At 50.4% G+C, this 18,456-nt stretch carries 18 protein-coding genes; 13 read left to right on the top strand and 5 right to left on the bottom strand.

Going from position 1 to position 18,456, the window contains the following annotated elements:
* Positions 1-3: 3 nt before the first annotated feature.
* The 6 genes from AC2D8L_RS01470 (at position 4) to AC2D8L_RS01495 (ending at position 5,792) form a co-directional block, all read left to right on the top strand.
* Complete coding sequence (locus tag AC2D8L_RS01470; protein ID WP_484683678.1) at positions 4-435, top strand: universal stress protein; 432 nt, start codon at positions 4-6, stop codon at positions 433-435.
* Between the two features lie 23 nt (positions 436-458).
* Positions 459-1,808, top strand: coding sequence for an aspartate aminotransferase family protein (locus AC2D8L_RS01475; RefSeq protein WP_484683679.1), 1,350 nt, complete (start codon positions 459-461; stop codon positions 1,806-1,808).
* Positions 1,805-2,584, top strand: a complete 780-nt coding sequence (locus AC2D8L_RS01480; RefSeq protein WP_484683680.1) for a beta-keto acid cleavage family enzyme — start codon at positions 1,805-1,807, stop codon at positions 2,582-2,584. Before AC2D8L_RS01475 ends, AC2D8L_RS01480 begins: the two co-directional genes overlap by 4 nt.
* 116 nt (positions 2,585-2,700) lie before the next feature.
* The gene (locus AC2D8L_RS01485) at positions 2,701-3,675 is read left to right on the top strand and encodes a tripartite tricarboxylate transporter substrate binding protein (RefSeq protein WP_484683681.1); all 975 of its coding nucleotides are present in this window, start codon (positions 2,701-2,703) and stop codon (positions 3,673-3,675) included.
* Positions 3,676-3,791: 116 nt separating this feature from the next.
* A complete protein-coding gene (locus tag AC2D8L_RS01490; RefSeq protein WP_484683682.1) occupies positions 3,792-4,250 on the top strand; it encodes a tripartite tricarboxylate transporter TctB family protein in 459 nt (152 codons plus the stop codon).
* A gap of 6 nt (positions 4,251-4,256) precedes the next feature.
* A complete protein-coding gene (locus AC2D8L_RS01495) occupies positions 4,257-5,792 on the top strand; it encodes a tripartite tricarboxylate transporter permease (protein WP_484683683.1) in 1,536 nt (511 codons plus the stop codon).
* A 55-nt stretch (positions 5,793-5,847) separates the two neighbouring features.
* Here the strand turns inward: AC2D8L_RS01495 and AC2D8L_RS01500 are convergent, their stop codons facing one another.
* The 3 genes from AC2D8L_RS01500 to AC2D8L_RS01510 form a co-directional block, all read right to left on the bottom strand.
* Entirely contained in the window at positions 5,848-6,993 is a 1,146-nt protein-coding gene (locus AC2D8L_RS01500; RefSeq protein WP_484683684.1) for an alpha-hydroxy acid oxidase, read from the bottom strand.
* A 91-nt stretch (positions 6,994-7,084) separates the two neighbouring features.
* Complete coding sequence (locus AC2D8L_RS01505) at positions 7,085-7,864, bottom strand: FadR/GntR family transcriptional regulator (protein WP_484683685.1); 780 nt, start codon at positions 7,862-7,864, stop codon at positions 7,085-7,087.
* 112 nt (positions 7,865-7,976) lie between these two features.
* On the bottom strand, positions 7,977-9,170 hold the full coding sequence (locus AC2D8L_RS01510; protein ID WP_484683686.1) for an NnrS family protein: 1,194 nt from the start codon (positions 9,168-9,170) through the stop codon (positions 7,977-7,979).
* Between the two features lie 251 nt (positions 9,171-9,421).
* Between AC2D8L_RS01510 and AC2D8L_RS01515 the strand changes: the two genes are divergently transcribed.
* Complete coding sequence (locus AC2D8L_RS01515) at positions 9,422-10,210, top strand: SDR family oxidoreductase (RefSeq protein ID WP_484683687.1); 789 nt, start codon at positions 9,422-9,424, stop codon at positions 10,208-10,210.
* A gap of 20 nt (positions 10,211-10,230) precedes the next feature.
* On the opposite strand, the gene AC2D8L_RS01520 is transcribed toward AC2D8L_RS01515, so the two are convergent.
* On the bottom strand, positions 10,231-10,698 hold the full coding sequence (locus AC2D8L_RS01520) for a TspO/MBR family protein (RefSeq protein WP_484683688.1): 468 nt from the start codon (positions 10,696-10,698) through the stop codon (positions 10,231-10,233).
* Positions 10,699-10,813: 115 nt separating this feature from the next.
* Here AC2D8L_RS01520 and AC2D8L_RS01525 point away from each other — a divergent pair, with 115 nt between their 5' ends.
* From AC2D8L_RS01525 to AC2D8L_RS01540, 4 genes are all read left to right on the top strand, one after another.
* Complete coding sequence (locus AC2D8L_RS01525; RefSeq protein ID WP_484683689.1) at positions 10,814-11,482, top strand: response regulator transcription factor; 669 nt, start codon at positions 10,814-10,816, stop codon at positions 11,480-11,482.
* Positions 11,479-12,864, top strand: a complete 1,386-nt coding sequence (locus tag AC2D8L_RS01530; protein ID WP_484683690.1) for a sensor histidine kinase N-terminal domain-containing protein — start codon at positions 11,479-11,481, stop codon at positions 12,862-12,864. The genes AC2D8L_RS01525 and AC2D8L_RS01530 overlap by 4 nt, the downstream gene beginning before the upstream one ends.
* Positions 12,834-13,889: an ABC transporter substrate-binding protein gene (locus tag AC2D8L_RS01535; protein WP_484683691.1), complete on the top strand. Its 1,056-nt coding sequence runs from the start codon at positions 12,834-12,836 to the stop codon at positions 13,887-13,889. Before AC2D8L_RS01530 ends, AC2D8L_RS01535 begins: the two co-directional genes overlap by 31 nt.
* A 65-nt stretch (positions 13,890-13,954) precedes the next feature.
* Positions 13,955-15,124 (top strand): winged helix-turn-helix domain-containing protein, encoded by a 1,170-nt coding sequence (locus AC2D8L_RS01540; RefSeq protein WP_484683692.1) that lies wholly within the window; start codon positions 13,955-13,957, stop codon positions 15,122-15,124.
* Here AC2D8L_RS01540 and AC2D8L_RS01545 read toward each other — a convergent pair.
* On the bottom strand, positions 15,121-16,368 hold the full coding sequence (locus AC2D8L_RS01545) for a 4Fe-4S double cluster binding domain-containing protein (RefSeq protein ID WP_484683693.1): 1,248 nt from the start codon (positions 16,366-16,368) through the stop codon (positions 15,121-15,123). The two genes, AC2D8L_RS01540 and AC2D8L_RS01545, sit on opposite strands and share 4 nt — an antisense overlap.
* Before the next feature lie 152 nt (positions 16,369-16,520).
* Between AC2D8L_RS01545 and AC2D8L_RS01550 the strand changes: the two genes are divergently transcribed.
* Together AC2D8L_RS01550 and AC2D8L_RS01555 are read left to right on the top strand one after the other, a co-directional pair.
* Positions 16,521-17,459, top strand: coding sequence for a sugar kinase (locus AC2D8L_RS01550; protein WP_484683694.1), 939 nt, complete (start codon positions 16,521-16,523; stop codon positions 17,457-17,459).
* Positions 17,460-17,535: 76 nt separating this feature from the next.
* Positions 17,536-18,456 carry an MBL fold metallo-hydrolase gene (locus AC2D8L_RS01555; RefSeq protein ID WP_484683695.1) on the top strand — a complete coding sequence of 307 codons (921 nt, stop codon included), beginning with the start codon at positions 17,536-17,538 and terminating at the stop codon, positions 18,454-18,456.

Genomic DNA, 18,456 nt, shown 5'->3' on the forward strand with positions numbered 1-18,456 from the left:
AGAATGTTTAAATCTGTTTTGTTGCCGGTTGATTTAGGGCAGGAAAGCTCCTGGGATAGGGCACTACCTGCTGCTGAGCAAATCGCAAAGGACTATGGTGCGAAGCTTACAATGATGAGCGTTTTGCCAACGTTTGGTTTGCCTGCGGTTTCTCAGTATTTCCCGGAGGGGTTTGAGAAAAAAGCAGAAAGTGCTGCTTCGTTGGCCCTCAAGGAGTTCGCGCAAACACATTGCGCGAATCCGGGCTCAGTGAAACTGCACCTCGCCCAAGGCACAATCTATGACGAAATTCTGCAATATGCGGATAAAATCAATTGCGACATCATTGTAATGGGATCGCATAGACCGGCATTGCAAGACTATTTGCTCGGCCCAAATGCCGCGCGGGTGGTTCGACATGCCAAGCAATCGGTCTTTGTTGTAAGACCAAACTAAAACGCTTTAGCGGAACGAAAAAAATGTGTGCTGATCACGTGTTTCCACGCCATTCGCGTGTGGAACTGCCTGTTGTCGTGTCTGGCGACGGGCCTTGGCTCTTTGATGCCAATGGAAAGAAATATCTCGATGGATGCGGCGGCGCGGCGGTGTCGTGCTTAGGACATTCGCCCACGCGGGTTATTGAAGCTGTAAAAGATCAGCTTGATAATATATCCTATGCCCACACCTCATTCTTTACATCAGATCCGGCAGAACAGTTGGCAGATAAGCTGATTGAACTTGCGCCTGACAATATGGAACGCGTCTATTTGGTTTCTGGCGGCTCCGAAGCCACTGAAAGTGCGATTAAGCTGGCGAGGCAGTATTTCTTGGAAATTGGACAGCCAGAACGAAAGCACATTATCGCGCGCAAACAAAGCTACCATGGCAACACGCTGGGGGCATTGTCTGCAGGCGGTAATATGTGGCGCAAGGCTCAGTTCGAGCCTCTTATGGTGCCTTCCATGGTCCATATCGATGCATGTCATTATTGGCGGTTCGCTCAGGATGGCGAAAGCGAGTTTGACTATGGTCAACGCATGGCAAATCAGTTGGAGGAAATGATCCTTCGGCTTGGCCCGAAAAATGTTGCGGCCTTTATGGCGGAACCGATTGTCGGCGCAACAATGGGCGCGGTGCCGCCCGTTGAGGGCTATTATGACCGTATTCAGGAGATTTGCCGCCAATATGGTGTGTTGTTGATCATGGACGAGGTGATGGTTGGCTGTGGGCGAACGGGTAAATATTTTGCCTCCGAGCATTACGACATCAAGCCGGATATGATCTGCATCGCCAAGGGGATTGCGGCCGGGGTACAGCCGCTTGCAGCGATGATATGTTCGGGCGAGATTTATGGCGCTGTGAAAAATGGCAGTGGCTTCTTTCAACACGGCCACACCTATTTGGGTCACCCGGCTGCATGCGCTGCAGGACTAGCCGTGCTTGAAGAAATTGAAACGAACCAGTTGTTGCCGCGTGTTGCAGAGCTAGGGGAAAAGTTGGAAACCGCATTGCACAAGAAGTTTGGGCAACACCCTTTTGTTGGCAACATTCGAGGTAAGGGTTTGTTCTGGGGTCTAGAACTTGTGGAAAATAGGCAAACTAAATCGCCATTCGATCCAAAACTGGGTATTGCTGGCAAAACCAAGAAGGCAGCGTTCGAACGTGGTCTGATGATTTACCCGATGGGTGGAACGGTCGACGGGAAAAATGGAGATCACATTTTGCTCGCACCGCCATTCATCTATGAAAATGAGCATATTGATTTGCTTGTTGATCGACTAGCGATTGCGCTGGACGATGTTTTTGCTGACGTTCAGGGATACGCATGAGCTTGCCTTATATTATGGTCGCACCAAATGGCGCGAGGCGCACGAAGGCAGACCATAAAGATTTGCCAATAAGCATTCCTGAGATTGTTGAAACTGCGAAGAGTTGTTTTGCTGCTGGTGCAAACGGTATCCATGCTCATGTGCGCGATCCGGATGGAGCGCACGTTCTGGATGCAGGGCTTTATCGCGAACTCATAGCTGAACTATCAAATGCTGTGCCGAAAATGGATGTGCAAATCACCACCGAGGCAGTTGGCATTTATGCGCCAAAACAGCAGATGGATGTCGTCCGGGAGGTGCGTCCGAAATTTGTTTCAATCGCGTTGGCAGAACTAAGCCGTCATGAAAGCCAAAAAGAACTGACCAAGTTTTATCACTCGCTTGCAGATGAGGGAGTAGATGTTCAACACATCTTATATGATCCCGCAGAAGTGCAGCAATTTGAGCAATTGGTGGACCAAGGTGTGATCCCTTTTGACGCGCCATCATTGTTGTTTGTTTTGGGACGCTACACGACGGGGCAAAGGTCAAACCCGTTGCATTTTGATCCGTTTTACAGCGCGCTGATGGCCTCACCATTCTCGTCAAATGCAAAATATATGACCTGTGCTTTTGGTGAAAAAGAGACGCAGAGCTTGGTCCACGCCGCGTCTTTTGGCAGCGATTGTCGCATTGGGTTTGAGAATAATCTTTATATGGAAGACAACCATATTGCTCGAGATAATGCTGCGCGAGTCGCAGAGCTTGTTTCCAAATTGAAAGGAGCCTCTGCATAACACGCTGATTTTAAAAGTATAAATTCGCATTTCTCCCATGTCAGGTTGGTGTCAGTTTGCCGTGATGCCATAGAACACGAACCGGAAAACGGTTTTGTTTAATTGGGAGGACATCGATGTTCAAGAAAATCACGGCTGCTTTGGCAGCTACTTCACTCATGCTTGGTGCGGCAGGCGTAGCAATGGCCGACGGCCATAAGGTCGTCGACGAAATTAAGTTTCTTATTCCAGGTGGCGCTGGCGGCGGCTGGGATGGCACAGCGCGCGGTACGGGCGAAGCCCTAACCAAATCAGGTATTGCTGGCGGTGCAACATATGAAAATATGTCGGGCGGCGGCGGCGGTAAAGCCATCGCGCATATTATCGAAACCAATGACCAAGACACATTGATGGTCAACTCCACTCCGATCGTGATCCGGTCTTTGCAAGGGGTATTCCCCCAATCATTCCGTGATCTGACCCCGATCGCCGGCACGATTGGAGATTATGGCGCGATGGTCGTGCATAAAGACAGCTCCATCGAAACAATGCAGGCATTGTTGGCTGCTTACACGAGCGACCCAAGTAGCGTGGCTATTGGCGGCGGCTCAGTTGCCGGCGGCATGGACCACTTGATTGCAGCCTTGGTTATGAAAAATGCCGGCGCGAACCCAATCGAAGTGAAGTACATACCTTATGATGCGGGCGGTAAGGCGATGGCTGGATTGCTGTCAGGCGAAATTGCTGCGCTAACAACTGGCTTCGGCGAGGCGATTGAATTGGCCCGCCAGGGTGAAGTGAACATTTTGTGCGTCACAGCAACCGAACGTTTGGCTGCTGCACCTGATACGCCAACATGTGCTGAAGCTGGTTCGCCAGGAACTGCCTTCGTTAACTGGCGCGGCTTCTTCGGCGCACCGGGTTTGTCCGATGAGAAAAAGGCTCAGTTCGTTCATGCGCTTGAAGAAATGTACAGCACTGACGAATGGGCAGCCGTTCGTGATCGCATGGGTTGGGTTGAAATCTTCAACGCTGACGCTGATTTCGTGAAGTTCTTGGAAGGCCAAGAAGAAGAAATTGGTGCTCTAATGCGCGAACTTGGTTTCCTTTAAGCCATCTTGACTAAACAGGCCGTAGCCCAATGGGCTGCGGCCATTTTATTGCAGATAAAATAAAGAGCGGCCATCTAATTGGCTGCTTCTTTGAAGGTCGGTCGGGGAGGCCAATCGTGTTTTTTTCCAACAGACGAATTGGCGGTTTGTTATTGCTAGCATTTTGCGTGACCTACGCAGTGCTCAGCCAGCGCATTCCATTATTGCCATTTCAAGCGAATGTCGCATTTCATGCGCGCACCATGCCAGAGGTTTTAGCCGTATTGGGCATTGGCTTAAGCATCGCGATTATCGTGCTGCCATCACCGCAAGAATTTGTGGATTTAACGGGCAAGAACTGGGGCACTGTGATCTCGTTTTTGGTGTTGATGTCGTTTTACGGCATGACCATCCGTCCGTTGGGTTTCATCCTATCGTCATCGATCTTGCTGGGTGTTGGATATTGGATTTTAGGCGAGCGCAAAATTTGGTTGCTGCTCCTCACTTCAGTGCCGATTGCAATTGCATTTTGGGCGTTGATGACACTTGGTTTAGGCGTGTTCATTGAACCGCTTCCTTGGTTTTTGAAAGGGTGATGGATCATGCTTGAAGGCATTTTAATCGGGCTCACCACCGCCCTAACTCCGACGAATTTAATGTTCGTTGTCGCTGGATGTCTTGTGGGGACATTCATTGGCATGTTGCCGGGTCTTGGCCCAATGTCTGCGATCGCTCTTATGATTCCGGTTGCAGCAGGGTTGGACCCGGCGGCAGGCATCATTTTGATGGCTGCTGTCTATTACGGCGCGATATTTGGCGGATCGACGTCGTCGATTTTGATCAATGCGCCGGGGGTCGCCAGTACAGTTGCGACCTCGTTTGATGGCTATCCCATGGCCAAACAGGGCAAAGCCGGCAAGGCATTGGCTATCGCAGCTTATTCGTCATTCTCTGGTGGTGTAATCGGCGCAATTTTGTTGCTCATCGCGGCTCCGTTTTTGGCCAGCGTTTCGCTCTCCTTCCATTCAACCGACTATTTTGCGTTGATGGTATTGGGCCTAACCGCGGTGGCGGCATTTGCTGGACAAGGAAATGTTCTAAAAGCCATGCTGATGACCATTATCGGATTAATGCTTTCGACCGTGGGGACCGATCAGACGCAAGGTATTCAGCGATTTACATTGGGCATGATTGATTTGCTGGATGGTGTCTCGTTCTTGCTGTTGGTTATGGCGACATTCGCGCTGTCTGAAGCATTAATGGCCATTTTGAAACCCAAGGATGACGAAAGCCGGCTGAAGGAAAAAGAGGCGTCCGCCAATCTTGGATCGATGAAAATAAGCGGCGATGAAGTGAAAGAAATGGCACCTGTCATCGGCCGGTCTTCAATCATGGGCTTCTTAATCGGCGTGTTGCCGGGCGCCGGCGCTACCATCGCTAGCTTCTTGGCTTACGGTACAGAACAGCGCTTAGCTGGGCCAAAAAAAGGCAAGCTATTTGGTAAGGGTTCTGTTCGCGGACTTGCTGCACCGGAGACGGCCAATAACGCTGCTGCGACGGGATCGTTTGTGCCATTGCTTACGTTGGGTATTCCAGGGTCCGGTACAACAGCGATTATGCTTGGTGCTTTGATTGGGTACGGCATTCAACCGGGTCCACGGCTTTATATCGATCAGCCTGAAGTGTTTTGGGCGGTTATTGTTTCGATGTGGATTGGCAACATCATCCTGTTGGTGCTCAACCTGCCGCTTATTCCTTACATCGCGAAAGTCTTGGCAATTCCGGCACGGTTCCTGTTGCCATTGATCCTGTTCTTCTCATTGATTGGGGTTTATTTCGTCAGCTTCAATACGTTCGATATTCAGCTGATGATCATATTCGCTGTGGCCGCCGTCGTGCTTCGGCTGCTGGACTTCCCACTGGCACCGATGATCCTTGGATTTATCCTTGGCGGTATGATGGAAGAAAACCTGCGTCGAGCATTGCTGATCAACGATGATAGCTGGTCATTCCTTTGGGAACGTGAATTGACCCTTTCAATTCTTGTCATTGCTGGTTTGACCTTGTTCGTACCGATGCTTATGCCGCTTGTTCAGAAATGGCGTAAGAATGCAGATCGCGCTGGTGAAGGCGGATAGGCAGAACTCGAAACGAGAAGAATTGGGGGGCATCGATCTGATTTGGTCGGTGCCCTTATCTATAGACGAGCTTATCTGGTGTGAGTTCACTGACTGACGATGCACCCATCAAAATCATGCCACGTCGGATTTCCGCACGCATTAACTCCAACGCCCGCTCGACGCCGGGTTGGCCAGCTGCGGCCAATGGGAAAAGATAAAACCGTCCGCCGCCAACGGCCTTTGCGCCGAGTGCAAGTGCTTTGAGCACGTGGGTGCCCCTTTGCACGCCACTATCCATGATGACGTCTAAACGATCGCCAACAGCATCAACAATTGCGGCCAATTGATCGAAGGATGAGCGCGAACCGTCGAGTTGTCTGCCGCCATGGTTAGAGATGATGATGCCGGTACATCCAATGTCTGCGGCTTTCTTGGCATCTTCAACGGACATAATCCCTTTGATGCAAAACTCGCCGTCCCACTCTTTGACCATTTCAGCAACGTCATCCCAAGATATGGATTGATCAAGCATTTCGGTAAAATAGGAACTGATCGAGGTCGCGCCGCCGCCCATATCAACATGATAGTCGAGTTGGGGCAGGCTGAATTTCTCGTGGGTGATGTAGTTCAGGCCCCACATTGGTTTAAGCGCGAATTGACTCAAACCCGCCAGATTTAATTTGAACGGAATGGAAAAGCCCGTGCGTAAATCTCGTTCGCGATTGCCGCCAACAATGGCATCAACGGTGAGCATCATCACATTAATGCCCGCGTCTTTTGCCCTTTGCAGCATCGCCTTGTTCAACCCTCGGTCTTTATGAAAATAGAATTGGTAGGCCTGCGGCGTGTCGTATTTTTCGCGCAGCTCTTCCATGGAAACGGTACCAAGTGAAGAAACCCCGAACATCGTGCCAAATTTGTTGGCCGCTGCAGCAACCGCGCGCTCGCCATCGTGATGGAATAGACGCTGGAGCGCTGTGGGCGAACAGTAAATTGGCATGTCGAGCTTTTGGCCCATCACGGTTACGGACATGTCAACATCCGTAATGCCGTTCAGTACATCTGGCACCAAGTCGCAATCATCAAAGCTGGATGTGTTGCGCCGATAAGTAACCTCATCGTCGGCGGCGCCGTCTATGTAATTGAAAATCGGCGAGGGCAATCTGCGCTTGGCGAGTTTCCGGAAATCTTGGAAATTGTGACAATCTTTTAGGCGCATTGATTTCTCCCGACATTATTTGGCGGCAAGCTATCGCGAAAGAATGGTAGAGGTCAAGTTTATTTACCTTTCCAGAAAATCAGTACATTCCTCACGAGTTCGCTTGTCGATGTTTTGCAATCTGCTCCCGGCGTGTGCGATCTTGGTCTAGCAAATATGAGCGTTCGAGGAAGTCGATATGCTCACGCGCAGCTGTACGTGCGCGTTCGGGAATGCCGTCAATTATCGCCTGATAGATCGCGCGATGTTGATCCAAAAGCAGACCATTAGCAGCGCTGCCGTCAGACACCCGTAAAACACGTCGATTGTAGAACAGGTTTTGCCGGGAAAGCGCATAGATTGAGGACATTGTGTGGACCAATAATGTGTTGTGGCTCGCATCAACGATTGCAGAATGAAAGCGCATATCCGCTTCTTCTGATGCATCAAAATCGCCATTTTCATGGGCCGCTTCGAGCTCTTTCATGATGGCAGAAAGGATTTGCTTGTCGACAGATGTCGCGCGCTCTGCCGCAAGCGCGCTGGCGAACTGCTCTTGCTCGCGGCGATATTCAAGATAGTCCAAGAAGGCGTTCGAATGTCGCGCGTACAAATCAATCAGTGCGGGAGACATTGCAGAGCCAATAAGGGAGGCAACAAATGTGCCTTCCCCATGGCGTGAAATGATCAGGTTATTGCCTTCTAAGTGCTTCAGTGCCTCGCGGACTTTTGGCCGGGAAGCAGACATTTGCTCGGCCAAGTCCCGTTCAGAAGGGAGTTTGGTGCCGTCACGCAACACGCCGTTTAGAATGAGGCCTTCAATCTGCTCGACAATCGCATCGACGACGGAGCCATGTTCAAGCGGCGAAAACATAGATTTATGCGCGTCCATATGTTCGGCTTCTCAGTTGAGTGGTAAAATTAATTGTCCTTCAACTTCGCCAGTTCTAGAGAAAGTTTCAAGACATTATTTTTTTGCTGCGGCGGGACACAGGAAGGATGCTCTATCTACGTTTAGGGCGAAACAACTTTGGCCCATAAAAAATCGCAAAACATAAGAAGGCCAAACACCATCCAATTTGTGCAGCGTATAGAAGTGGAACATTCAGGTCGCCCAACAAGTCCAAGCCAACGATTATCCGAAGCAATGTTGAGGACACAACCAGCGTGAATGCAACTTTTGCGGCGAGGTCGGTCTTAAGCGGGTAACCAGTGTGGCCGCGCGTGGCCCGAACCATGACACCGATAATCATGCCACCAAACCCGCCCATAGTGAGGGCGTGTATGCCGGCAGCAGAACCGACCATATCCGGCCACAAAATATGCGCGCCCATCAGCAGGAATGCGAGGGGAATAAATGCATAGGCGATGTGAAGAACGAGCAAGATGAAATTGGTTATGACGCGGTCGCCCGCCCATCTTGAGAGACGAAATAGGTTGAAGCCAGCAGCGGCGAAAAACATATATCCGGCAATTGAGTTGTTGGGTGCAAATGTCCAACCAAGCAAGGTAATCAAAGTAAACCCGAGGATGAGTTTGTCAGTATTGTTGAACGGCACGGGCAACCGCCCGGGGGTGTTTTGTGCCAACCAATTTCGGGTGAAACTAGGGATTATGCGTCCGCCGATCACCATCACCAGCAGGGCAATTGTTGAAATGCCGAAGCGGATCGACAGGTCTGCAGATCCGGTAAATGCGATTTCTACATAAAACGCAATGTGACTGGCGGCCAGTGCTCCGATGAGCAACAGTACCCGCAAATTGCGCCAATTCTTGCCGGAGATGATTTCGTTGGCGATGACAGCAAACAAAATAAGCAAAAATGAGCAATCGACAAAAGCGGTAATCGTTAGCCCTAAATAGGCCGAAAGGCTAAACGCCATTCGGCCGACCAGCCACATTGACGTCAGGAGCAATAAGGGCACGCCCTTAACAGGCAACCGACCGGTCCAGTTTGGAACGGCGGTGAGCAAGAAACCCGCAATGATTGCCGGCAGAACGCCGAAGATCAGTTCGTGAATATGCCAATCCACCGCGCTAATGACGAGCGGCAATTCAATGTGGGCGAAGTAGAGCGGCAGCCAAATCAAAATGTTGATGGCGGCATAAAGGGCACCGAAAAAGAAAAACGGACGAAAACCAATGGACAAGAATGCTGGCGTGTGTTCTTCGCGCCGCTGTTCGTTCTTCTTTTGCATGCCTTTTCTCCTAAATCAGAGCAAGTGAGAGACATGCAAGTAGCATGACAAAAACCGTCAATTGTTCGGCTCAATTTCCACAATGTTTTGCTACCTTATCTTGGTGCACTCTGGCATAGTTTGTTAGAGATCAATTTGCGGCAATAATGTGAGTTGCTGATCGCATCCCCAAGAAGGTCTGTGCTGAGCCTGTTCAGGAACGGCAGATGGGGGATGGGATTGGTGTATCTGGTAAATTCAGGGAGGCGATTATGGATTTAGGATTAAGCAATAAGCGAGCGCTGGTGTTGGCATCTAGTCAAGGGTTAGGCCTTGCCGTTGCCACTTCTTTGATTGGTGAAGGTGCGCATGTGGTGATTTGTGGGCGTTCGGCGCAAAAACTTGAAGCAGTGGTTCAAGAGCTAAACGCGATGGGCCCAGGAAAAGCTGATTTCGTTGAAGCGGACTTGTCGGTTCAAGGTGCTGCCGCCAACCTTTATGCTGACGCTAAATCAAAACTCGGCCAAGTGGATATTCTGGTCAACAATACAGGTGGTCCGCCTCCGGGGGCAACAACCACACCAGATGCTGAGACATGGCGCGCCTATTTTGACACCATGATTTTGCGGGTGATTGAGGTTACCAATCTCTGCTTGCCGGACATGCAGGCAAATGGCTGGGGGCGAGTGCTAACTATTGCTTCTTCTGGTGTTGAGCAGCCTATTCCGAATTTGGCCATGTCGAACACGTTGCGTGCTTCGCTGGTTGGATGGAGCAAATCGCTGGCTAATGAGGTCGGCAAAGATGGCATCACGTCGAACATGCAACTGCCCGGACGCATTTTGACCGCGCGGCTTGATCAATTGGATGGCGGAAATGCTGAACGTACCGGGCGAACATTGGAAGATGTGCGAGCAGAAAACGAAGCACAAATTCCCGCGGGACGTTATGGACGAACTGAAGAGTTTGGTGATTTGGCGGCGTTTTTGGTTTCTGAGCGGGCAAGTTATGTCAACGGGTCCGTGGTCCGCTGCGACGGAGGCGCGACGAAGGGGATTTAGCCCCTTCATCATGTGGGTGATTAGTTGTTTGTCATTAGGAAATACATCCAAGGCAGATCATATAATGTGACCCAGGCGAGATAAGCCAAACTGATGACAAAGCAAACGCGGTTCAATTTGCGTGCGAACAATGTTTGCACTGCAACCAGCGCTGCAAAAGCAATTGTTACATAGAATAGCAGGCTGAGATTGCCGATTCCGAACATGACATAATTCCAACCTTCATTAGCGAATAGCACGGCTGCCGCGAGGGCAGTTGCACCCCAGTTTTTCTGCGTCCAACCTTGGAAAATAACAACGCCATAGCCCACATAGATCGAGAGTGCCACAACAATTGAGGCCCATAGTGGTAATTTGTACCATGGGTGATTTAGCTGTTCATACCACTCGATTGACGTGGCTGGAATTGTAGTGTTTCCAATGATTGCGGCAACAAGGGGAATAAGAATAGCGGCAATTAGTGGGTGATGGTTCTTAAGGTGGAGCAAGGGTATGACCTTTTTTGAATAATCGGGCAGCATTGATTGCACGCAAGCCACGTTACGCGTATATTTTATTGAATATTTGCGCGAGCATTTATCAAGTAAAAATTGAGGCTTTATAGTGCGTTTTTTGTTGGTTGAGGACAATATGCAACTGGCAGCAGCTCTTAAAAAGAGGTTTGCGCTGGATGGTCATGTTGTGGACCACGCGCAAGACCTTCGTGATGCGGCAACCAGCACGTCAACTGTTGCTTATGATTTGATCTTGCTCGACATCATGTTGCCAGACGGCGATGGTCGCTCGTTTTTGAAAACCCACCGCTCGAAAGCCGAACGTACCCCAGTGATTGTTCTGACAGCACGCTCGGAAGTGTCCGATCGGGTAGGGCTTCTCGATCTGGGCGCGGATGACTACATCACTAAACCGTTCGACTTTTCAGAACTGGAAGCGCGGTGTCGTGCGGTCTTGCGGCGGCAAGGCGGCAGCGTCAACAATGCCAGAGAATTTGGCGACCTCGTCTTTGACCCATCAACCGGCATTTTACAGGTCGGTTCGCAAGAGCGTGCCTTGCGCAACCGAGAGTTGCGGTTGCTGGAGGTGTTTTTTGGCGCGCCGGGGCAGATCTTCTCCAAAAACTATTTGATGGATCGCCTATTCTCATTTGATGAAGAAGTGTCCGAAAATGCCATCGAGGTTTATGTTGGACGGTTGCGCAAGAAGCTAGAAGGTTCCGAGGTACGGCTCGAAACCGTTCGCGGGCTTGGATATCGGATGATCCAGCAATCATGATCCGGTTTCTCACCACCAATTCAATACGCCGACGGTTGGTGGTTCAACTCAGTTTCATTGCCGCATTATTATCAATTGTTTTCTTTCTGGCTGTGCGTTCGGTGGCTGAAGGCGCAGCAGCAGACACGCAAGACAATGTGCTTGCGGCTTCGGCGACTTCAATCGCGGATGCGCTATATTCTGAACGGGGTAATGTTCGGGTAGAGTTGCCCTATTCAGCACTTTCGATGCTTGGCGCTATCTCAGAAGATCGAGTGTTTTACCGCATCGTCGCCGATGGAGAAACGGTGACAGGATATGACAATTTGCAAGTCCCCGAATTGGGACCAGATCGGCGCGACGCTCAATTTGTGACGGATCAATATAAAGGCGAAGAAGTGCGCATTGTTTCGCTTGCTCGCGCAGTGAGCAGTGGAGAGCGGGCGGCCGAAGTGCGCGTTATTGTGGCGCAAACGCAGCGTGGACTCGCCGCCACATCTTCACAAATCACAACAACCGCGATGGCCGTTGCGATTGGTTTCTTTTTGATGGCAACGGCGCTTAGTTTGCTGGCAGCTCAAAGCGCCGTGGCGCCGTTGAAGCGTCTTGCCCAGTCCGTGGCGCGACGTGGCCCAAAAGACTTGCGTTCTGTTGTTACGAAAACGCCAGGCGAGCTGGTGCCGCTGGTGGATGCGTTGAATAATTTTATGGGCCGGCTCAGGTCCTCACTAACTCGTTCAGAAGATTTTATCGCCGAGGCAGCACATAGGGTGCGGACCCCTTTGGCCACGGTGCGTACGCAAGCAGAAGTTGTTTATCGGCAAATGAAAAAGGATGAAAATCGTAAGTCGTTGCGCGAAATGATCCGTGCGGTTGATGAAAGTTCGCGATCTGCGGGGCAGTTGCTAGACCATGCCATGGTGACATTTAGGACCGATCAACTTGAAAAAAGCGAGGTGGTGTTGGGTGATGTCGCCAAAGAGATTTGCGAACGTTTGATGCCAACCGCGGAGCTGAAGGATATCGATATCGTTCTAGACCCTTCGCCGGACGAAGTGCCGATTTTGGCGGACCGGATACTCATCCAGAACGCTGTGCGCAATATTTTGGACAATGCGATCAAATATTCGCCGGTGGAAAGTGCCATCAATGTTCAAATATTGAGGGCAAACAACACAATGACGCTGTCGATATCCGACGAGGGGCGCGGATTTGGCGGTATGGATGCCAGCAAGCTGACCAAGCGCTTTTCGCGCGGCTCCAATGTGGATGACGTTGTTGGTTCTGGGCTCGGGCTTACAATTGCGGACGAAGTGGCGCGGGCACATAATGGCCGGTTGCAAGTTGGTGAAAACATAAAGGGCAAGGGCGCATGCGTATCTTTGATATTCGACTTGTCTTAGCGATTTTGTTGGCCATTTTTGTGCTCCCTTTTTCACTAAGCTACGGCTTTGAAGAAGAGGAGCGCAAATATTACGCGGCAGAAAACGGCCAAGAAGTTTTGACAGTTCTTTCCACGGCGGACATCGATGTTTTCGAGCCGATCATTTTGGCGTTTCAGCGTGAAAACCCGTCGATCAACATTCAATATGTCACGACGGGCAGTACTGACGTGATGAAGGCAATTTATGTTGAAAATGCCGAATTTGATTTGGTGATTTCATCTGCAATGGATTTGCAAACCAAGCTCACGAATGATGGTTTTGCGCAGGACTATTCTTCGGATGCGACTTCTTCATTGCCAGACTGGGCGGTGTGGCGAGATCAGCTGTTTGGCTTTACCCAAGAACCCGCAGTGATGGTGATTTCCAAAGCGGCGTTCGCCAATCTGGCGGTGCCCCGTACGCGTCAGGAACTGATCGAGACATTGCGAAACAATCCCGAGACTTTTGCGGGACGTGTAGGCACATATGATGTGCGTAAATCGGGTTTGGGCTATTTGTTCGCAACCCAAGATTCGCGCAACACGGAAAGCTTTTGGCGACTAACGGAAGTGATGGGGCGGCTCGATACGCAACTTTATTGTTGCTCCGGCGGGATGATAGCTGACGTCGCGTCCGGCAAATTGGCCCTCGCTTACAACGTGTTGGGCAGCTATGCGGAAAGCCAATTGGCGGGAACTGACGAGCTAGAGATCGTGCCGCTTGACGATTTTGTGGGCGTTATGTTGCGCACCGCGCTAATCCCAACAAATGCCAAAAACGCTAATGCAGCCGGGCGTATGATTGATTTTCTGGTTCGACTTGAAGGGCGGCCGGAGCTCTCCGCGCAAACAGGGTTGCCACCTATCGAGAGGGTCGCGCAATCAACCGGCACGGTATTGCGACCTATCCGGCTTGGCCCTGGTCTCTTGGTGTTCCTAGACCAATTGCGGCGCGAAACATTTGTGCGCAGCTGGACAAGCTCAATCGAACAAAACGCTGACTAGATTGAAATTTCGCTTGAATTTGTTCTTCTTTTGTTCGAAATTGAGTTGAGCGATTTGGGGGCAAAATGTTGGAAATCAACAACAAACAGGCACGTTGGTTTTGGTTGAACAAGAACCTTCTAGCGAAACCGCCCACCGGCGCGTTCGATCTGGTGCAAACCGTCAAGGATTTGGGCTTTGTGCAGATCGACACGATCCAAAATGTCGCCCGGGCGCATCATCATATTTTGTGGAGCCGAAATCAAAATTATCGCTCCAAGGTGATCGATAAGCATTTGGGGCAGGCAGGTGATTTGTTTGAGCATTTTACACATGACGCTTCGATGATCCCCACAGCTTTCTACCCCATGTGGAAGCGACAGTTTGCGCGTATGGAAGCCTATATTTTGAAGCGCGGATGGCACGAAGACATCTTGGAAACAGATTTGCGCGCGCAGATCCGTGATCGCATTTCTCGGGAAGGTGCGCTTTCCACCGAGGCATTTGACACCAAAATTGAAGGCGAAAAGAGGATGTGGGCTCGCCCGCCGCACAAGCGCATGCTTGATTTTATGTGGTATGCGGGTGAGCTGTCGACGTCCCACCGGAAGGGTTTTCGCAAGTACTACGATTTGACCGAACGGGTTGTGCCAGCGTCGGTTTTAAGCGAGGTCCTGTCCGATCAGGAGCAAGTTAATTGGTTGTGCAATGCTGCGCTGGAGCGGTTGGGCATTGCGAATTTGAGCGAGGTTAGAAAATTTTGGGATGCAGTGACGCCTGCCGAAGTGAAAGAATGGTCTGCGAAGGCTGACGCAATGCCGGTTAAAGTGCAATCATCTGACGGCAGTTGGGCTGAAATGTTTGCCCCCTCAGATATTGAAGCGCATTTGGATGCGATCACAAAGCCGACTTCACGGCTGCGGATTATCAACCCGTTTGATCCAGCGATCAGGGATCGGGATCGGCTACGACGACTATTTGGGTTTGACTATACAATTGAGATCTTTGTGCCAGCCCACAAACGAAAGTGGGGTTATTATGTTTATCCGCTTTTGCAAGATGATCGGTTTGTTGGCCGGATTGAGCTGAAAGCAGACCGCAAGAAATCTGAGTTAACTGTCACTGCGTTTTGGATTGAAGGAAGGGTGAAGTGGACGCCGAAAAGATATGAAGCGTTAGACAAGGAGCTTGCGCGATTTGCAAAGTTTGGCGGTGTTGAAGCCGTCAATTGGAATTGCGAGAAACCGGCGAACTAACCCGTCTCATGGCCGGCGAATTTCTTCCACCATTCGCTGGGTTTCAGCCGTGCCATTTTACCAAATTGTGGCTCAAATTTCACTGCGAACTTTCGAAATTTGCCGGTCGCCAATTTGCGGAACAAGCGATCAACCCAATTGTCATATGTTCGATTGAACGGACAAACCCGCATGCAAATGGCGCAGTCTGTGCGCAGTTTCGCCCAATAACCGAAGCATTTTTCGCAGTTGGCGGACCATTTTTTTACCCCAGAAATTGTGGATTTTTGGTCTTTCGGATAAGTCGGCGGGCCATGTGGCAGGGCCTTGGGTGGGCATGCATCCGCGCATTTAGTGCAGATGTCGCAATATTGTTTGATGCCCAATGGTTTGGGAATATCCGCGATCAAATCTAGATTTGTGAAGATCTTTGAAAAGCGAATACGTGGACCAAATTCTGGTGTGATCACCATCTGGTTGCGACCATATTCGCCCAATCCTGCCTTGACGGCATAGGGGATCACGAGGGCCGTATCATTCATTGAAGCGACGGCTTGATAGCCCAAGTTGCGAATGTAAGTCGCCAATTGAATAACAATTGATGCTTCGTGGGAATATTCAAGACCGGTCGATGCGCCTGCCAAAGCGGAAGGGTAAGTGCGCACCAGTTCATGGTCCATGGCGTGGCCCATAACGATGACGTGGGTCATGCCTTCGGGCAGGTCCAAGTCGGCTTCGTCAAATGTTCTCGTGTCCACACGCTTGGAATAATGCCAACGCTCGTCAATTTCTGTTATGCCGACCAAATCCGCGCCAAAAAGTTTGGCGACCTTCTTAATTTCTTCCGAGAACTCGGCCTTGTCCTCAATCTCAAACTTTGTCGGCGCGATGCCTGTATCTGACTGGATAGCTGCCTGAAAACCTTCGCGAATGCCTTGTTCCTGTTTGCGCGAGGAGATGATGTCTGAAATTGACCACGCGGCGTTTCGCAACGCAAAGTCTTTTTGGCTAAAGCCTTCACCGCGGCGAGGTTCTGCGTCCACCCGATAGCTGTTAAAAAATGCGTCTGTGTGTTTGGAGCGGATCGATTCATCCCAAAAGGCGCGGGTGAACATGTCATTTCGTTGACTGAATTGGGCGAAATCTTCGTTAGTCTCAATGCCAAGAAGTTGGTCAATTTCTGAAAACTTCTGTCGGTAATCTTCGAGCTTTTGCTTGCTAGCTTGGCTTGTTGATGGCTGATTTGATGGCCATGAAGACGTCATAATTCCTCCTCGCGATCGCCGATAGGATCATCAATTTTTGGAATTGGCAACTGATCAATGTTGAAAATTAGACTGATTTTGCGCCAATCAACTTTCGCAATAGAGCGGCACACGTTAATGAGGGTGGTCGATTGAATTGGAGTTCTTGAAAAATGCCTGAAATGAAAAGCGTTGTCGCCGTTGGGGAAATTATGCTTGAGCTTTCCGGCGTTCAAGCAGACGGTTCGGCACAACTTGGCTTTGGTGGCGATACAGGAAATACGGCGATTTATTTGGCGCGTCTGTTCGGCGACAATGGTCAGGTCGGATATTTAACGCGGCTCGGGCAAAGTCGGTTTTCCGATGATGTTGTTTCATCGCTGCGCGAAGAAGGAGTGGTGCTGTCACCTCAGGTGCAGGCAGACTGTGGCACGCCGGGGCTATATGCGATTAGCACCGACGAGACGGGCGAGCGCTCTTTCACTTATTGGCGCGAAAGTGCTGCGGTTCGCCAGTTGTTGACTGGTGCAAGTGCGGCACAGGAAAAGCAGTTTCTAGCAGGGTTTGATTGCCTTTATTTGTCGGGCATTACATTGGCGGTCCTTTCGGACGAGGGGCGTCGAACACTTTGGGAAATTGCCCAAACATTCTTGCAGAATGGCAGAGACGTTATGTTTGATGTCAATTTTAGACCTAACCTTTGGCAAAGTCATTCGCCAGAAGTCGATGTGCCAGAAATGGTGCAGCGATTTATCGCAACTTCCAGCATTGTAAAAATCGGCAGGGATGAAGGAGAGGCATTGTTTGGAACGGTCACATCCTCTGACTTGATCGAAATGCTGCGTTCAGTTGGATCTGGCCAACTGGTTGTGACAGATGGTGGCGAACAAATTTCGGTTTTTGACGGGACTGAAACTCAAGATGTGGCATTTGAAGAGGTCGCCGAAGTGGTCGACAGTACCGCGGCGGGTGACAGTTTTAGCGCAGGATATTTGCATGCTCATCTAAATGGTTTGCGCGCACAAGATTGCGTGCGGGCCGGGCAAAAATTGGCAGCACAAGTGATCAGATATGCTGGGGCAATAATTCCCAAAGACGCGATGCCAAAATAGGCGATGTTCGGAATGTGCTTGTGCGCAGCCCAAGAATTACATATGGATATTAATATGTATATGGGAGGTGCACACGATGCTCACGAGGCGAGAATTCTTGAAATTGACGACGGTGGCGGGATTGGCTGTTGGTTTGCCAGGCCTTGCGCGGGCGCAAACTCAAGCAACGCTTTCAATGGGCGCTGCGAAGCTTCACGTCATCAATGACGGGTTTATGCAGTTGCCGATGGGGTTTGTGTTTGGTGATGCCCCACAAGCGGAGCGGGATGCATTGCTCACCTCAAATGGGTTCGCGTTAGACGCCGTTTCGCCACCATGCAATGTGACCGTGCTTGAAACAGACAAAGGCTTAGTTGTTTTTGATGTTGGCGGCGGCACGAATTTCCTTTCCTCTCTGGGCGGATTTTTCGATGCGTTCCTTGAAGCTGGGTTTGATCCTGAACGCGTAACCGATGTGGTGTTCACCCATGCGCACCCAGATCATTTATGGGGCATAATCGATGATTTTGATGAAGTGATTTTTCCTGAAGCGCGTATGCATATCGCGCGGCCTGAATTTGATTTTTGGATGGATGACGACACAATCTCTTTGATGAATCCAGAACGGCAATCGTTCGCGGTGGGCGCGAAGAACCGATTGGGCGAGCTTGCTGATCAGTTTAGTTTCTTCGAGTTCGGTGATGAAATAGTGAGTGGCGTCGAAGCGGTAGATACGAGCGGGCACACGATTGGTCACGCTTCGTTTATTGTTCACGGTGGTGACCAGCCTACAATGATCTTGGGTGATGCGCTGACCCATCCGATCATATCTTTTGAAAAACCAAATTGGCCCACTGGATCAGACCATGACCCAGTGCAGGGGATTGCGACGCGTCTTAAACTCTTGGATCGCCTTTCACACGATCAGATGCGCGTTATCGGGTATCACCTCACCAACAATGGTGTGGGGCATGTCGAGAAATCCGGCACGGCTTATCGGTTTATCGGCGCGAGCTGA

The sequence above is a fragment of the Maritalea sp. YIW29 genome, assembly GCF_057219265.1.

Excerpts from the sequence above, each read along its gene's own strand:
- AC2D8L_RS01470 (WP_484683678.1), top strand. The coding sequence starts at position 4 with ATGTTTAAATCTGTTTTGTTGCCGGTTGATTTAGGGCAGGAAAGCTCC.
- AC2D8L_RS01475 (WP_484683679.1), top strand. The coding sequence starts at position 459 with ATGTGTGCTGATCACGTGTTTCCACGCCATTCGCGTGTGGAACTGCCT.
- AC2D8L_RS01480 (WP_484683680.1), top strand. The coding sequence starts at position 1,805 with ATGAGCTTGCCTTATATTATGGTCGCACCAAATGGCGCGAGGCGCACG.
- AC2D8L_RS01485 (WP_484683681.1), top strand. The coding sequence starts at position 2,701 with ATGTTCAAGAAAATCACGGCTGCTTTGGCAGCTACTTCACTCATGCTT.
- AC2D8L_RS01495 (WP_484683683.1), top strand. The coding sequence starts at position 4,257 with ATGCTTGAAGGCATTTTAATCGGGCTCACCACCGCCCTAACTCCGACG.
- AC2D8L_RS01500 (WP_484683684.1), bottom strand. The coding sequence starts at position 6,993 with ATGCGCCTAAAAGATTGTCACAATTTCCAAGATTTCCGGAAACTCGCC.
- AC2D8L_RS01505 (WP_484683685.1), bottom strand. The coding sequence starts at position 7,864 with ATGGACGCGCATAAATCTATGTTTTCGCCGCTTGAACATGGCTCCGTC.
- AC2D8L_RS01510 (WP_484683686.1), bottom strand. The coding sequence starts at position 9,170 with ATGCAAAAGAAGAACGAACAGCGGCGCGAAGAACACACGCCAGCATTC.
- AC2D8L_RS01515 (WP_484683687.1), top strand. The coding sequence starts at position 9,422 with ATGGATTTAGGATTAAGCAATAAGCGAGCGCTGGTGTTGGCATCTAGT.
- AC2D8L_RS01530 (WP_484683690.1), top strand. The coding sequence starts at position 11,479 with ATGATCCGGTTTCTCACCACCAATTCAATACGCCGACGGTTGGTGGTT.
- AC2D8L_RS01535 (WP_484683691.1), top strand. The coding sequence starts at position 12,834 with ATGCGTATCTTTGATATTCGACTTGTCTTAGCGATTTTGTTGGCCATT.
- AC2D8L_RS01540 (WP_484683692.1), top strand. The coding sequence starts at position 13,955 with ATGTTGGAAATCAACAACAAACAGGCACGTTGGTTTTGGTTGAACAAG.
- AC2D8L_RS01545 (WP_484683693.1), bottom strand. The coding sequence starts at position 16,368 with ATGACGTCTTCATGGCCATCAAATCAGCCATCAACAAGCCAAGCTAGC.
- AC2D8L_RS01550 (WP_484683694.1), top strand. The coding sequence starts at position 16,521 with ATGCCTGAAATGAAAAGCGTTGTCGCCGTTGGGGAAATTATGCTTGAG.
- AC2D8L_RS01555 (WP_484683695.1), top strand. The coding sequence starts at position 17,536 with ATGCTCACGAGGCGAGAATTCTTGAAATTGACGACGGTGGCGGGATTG.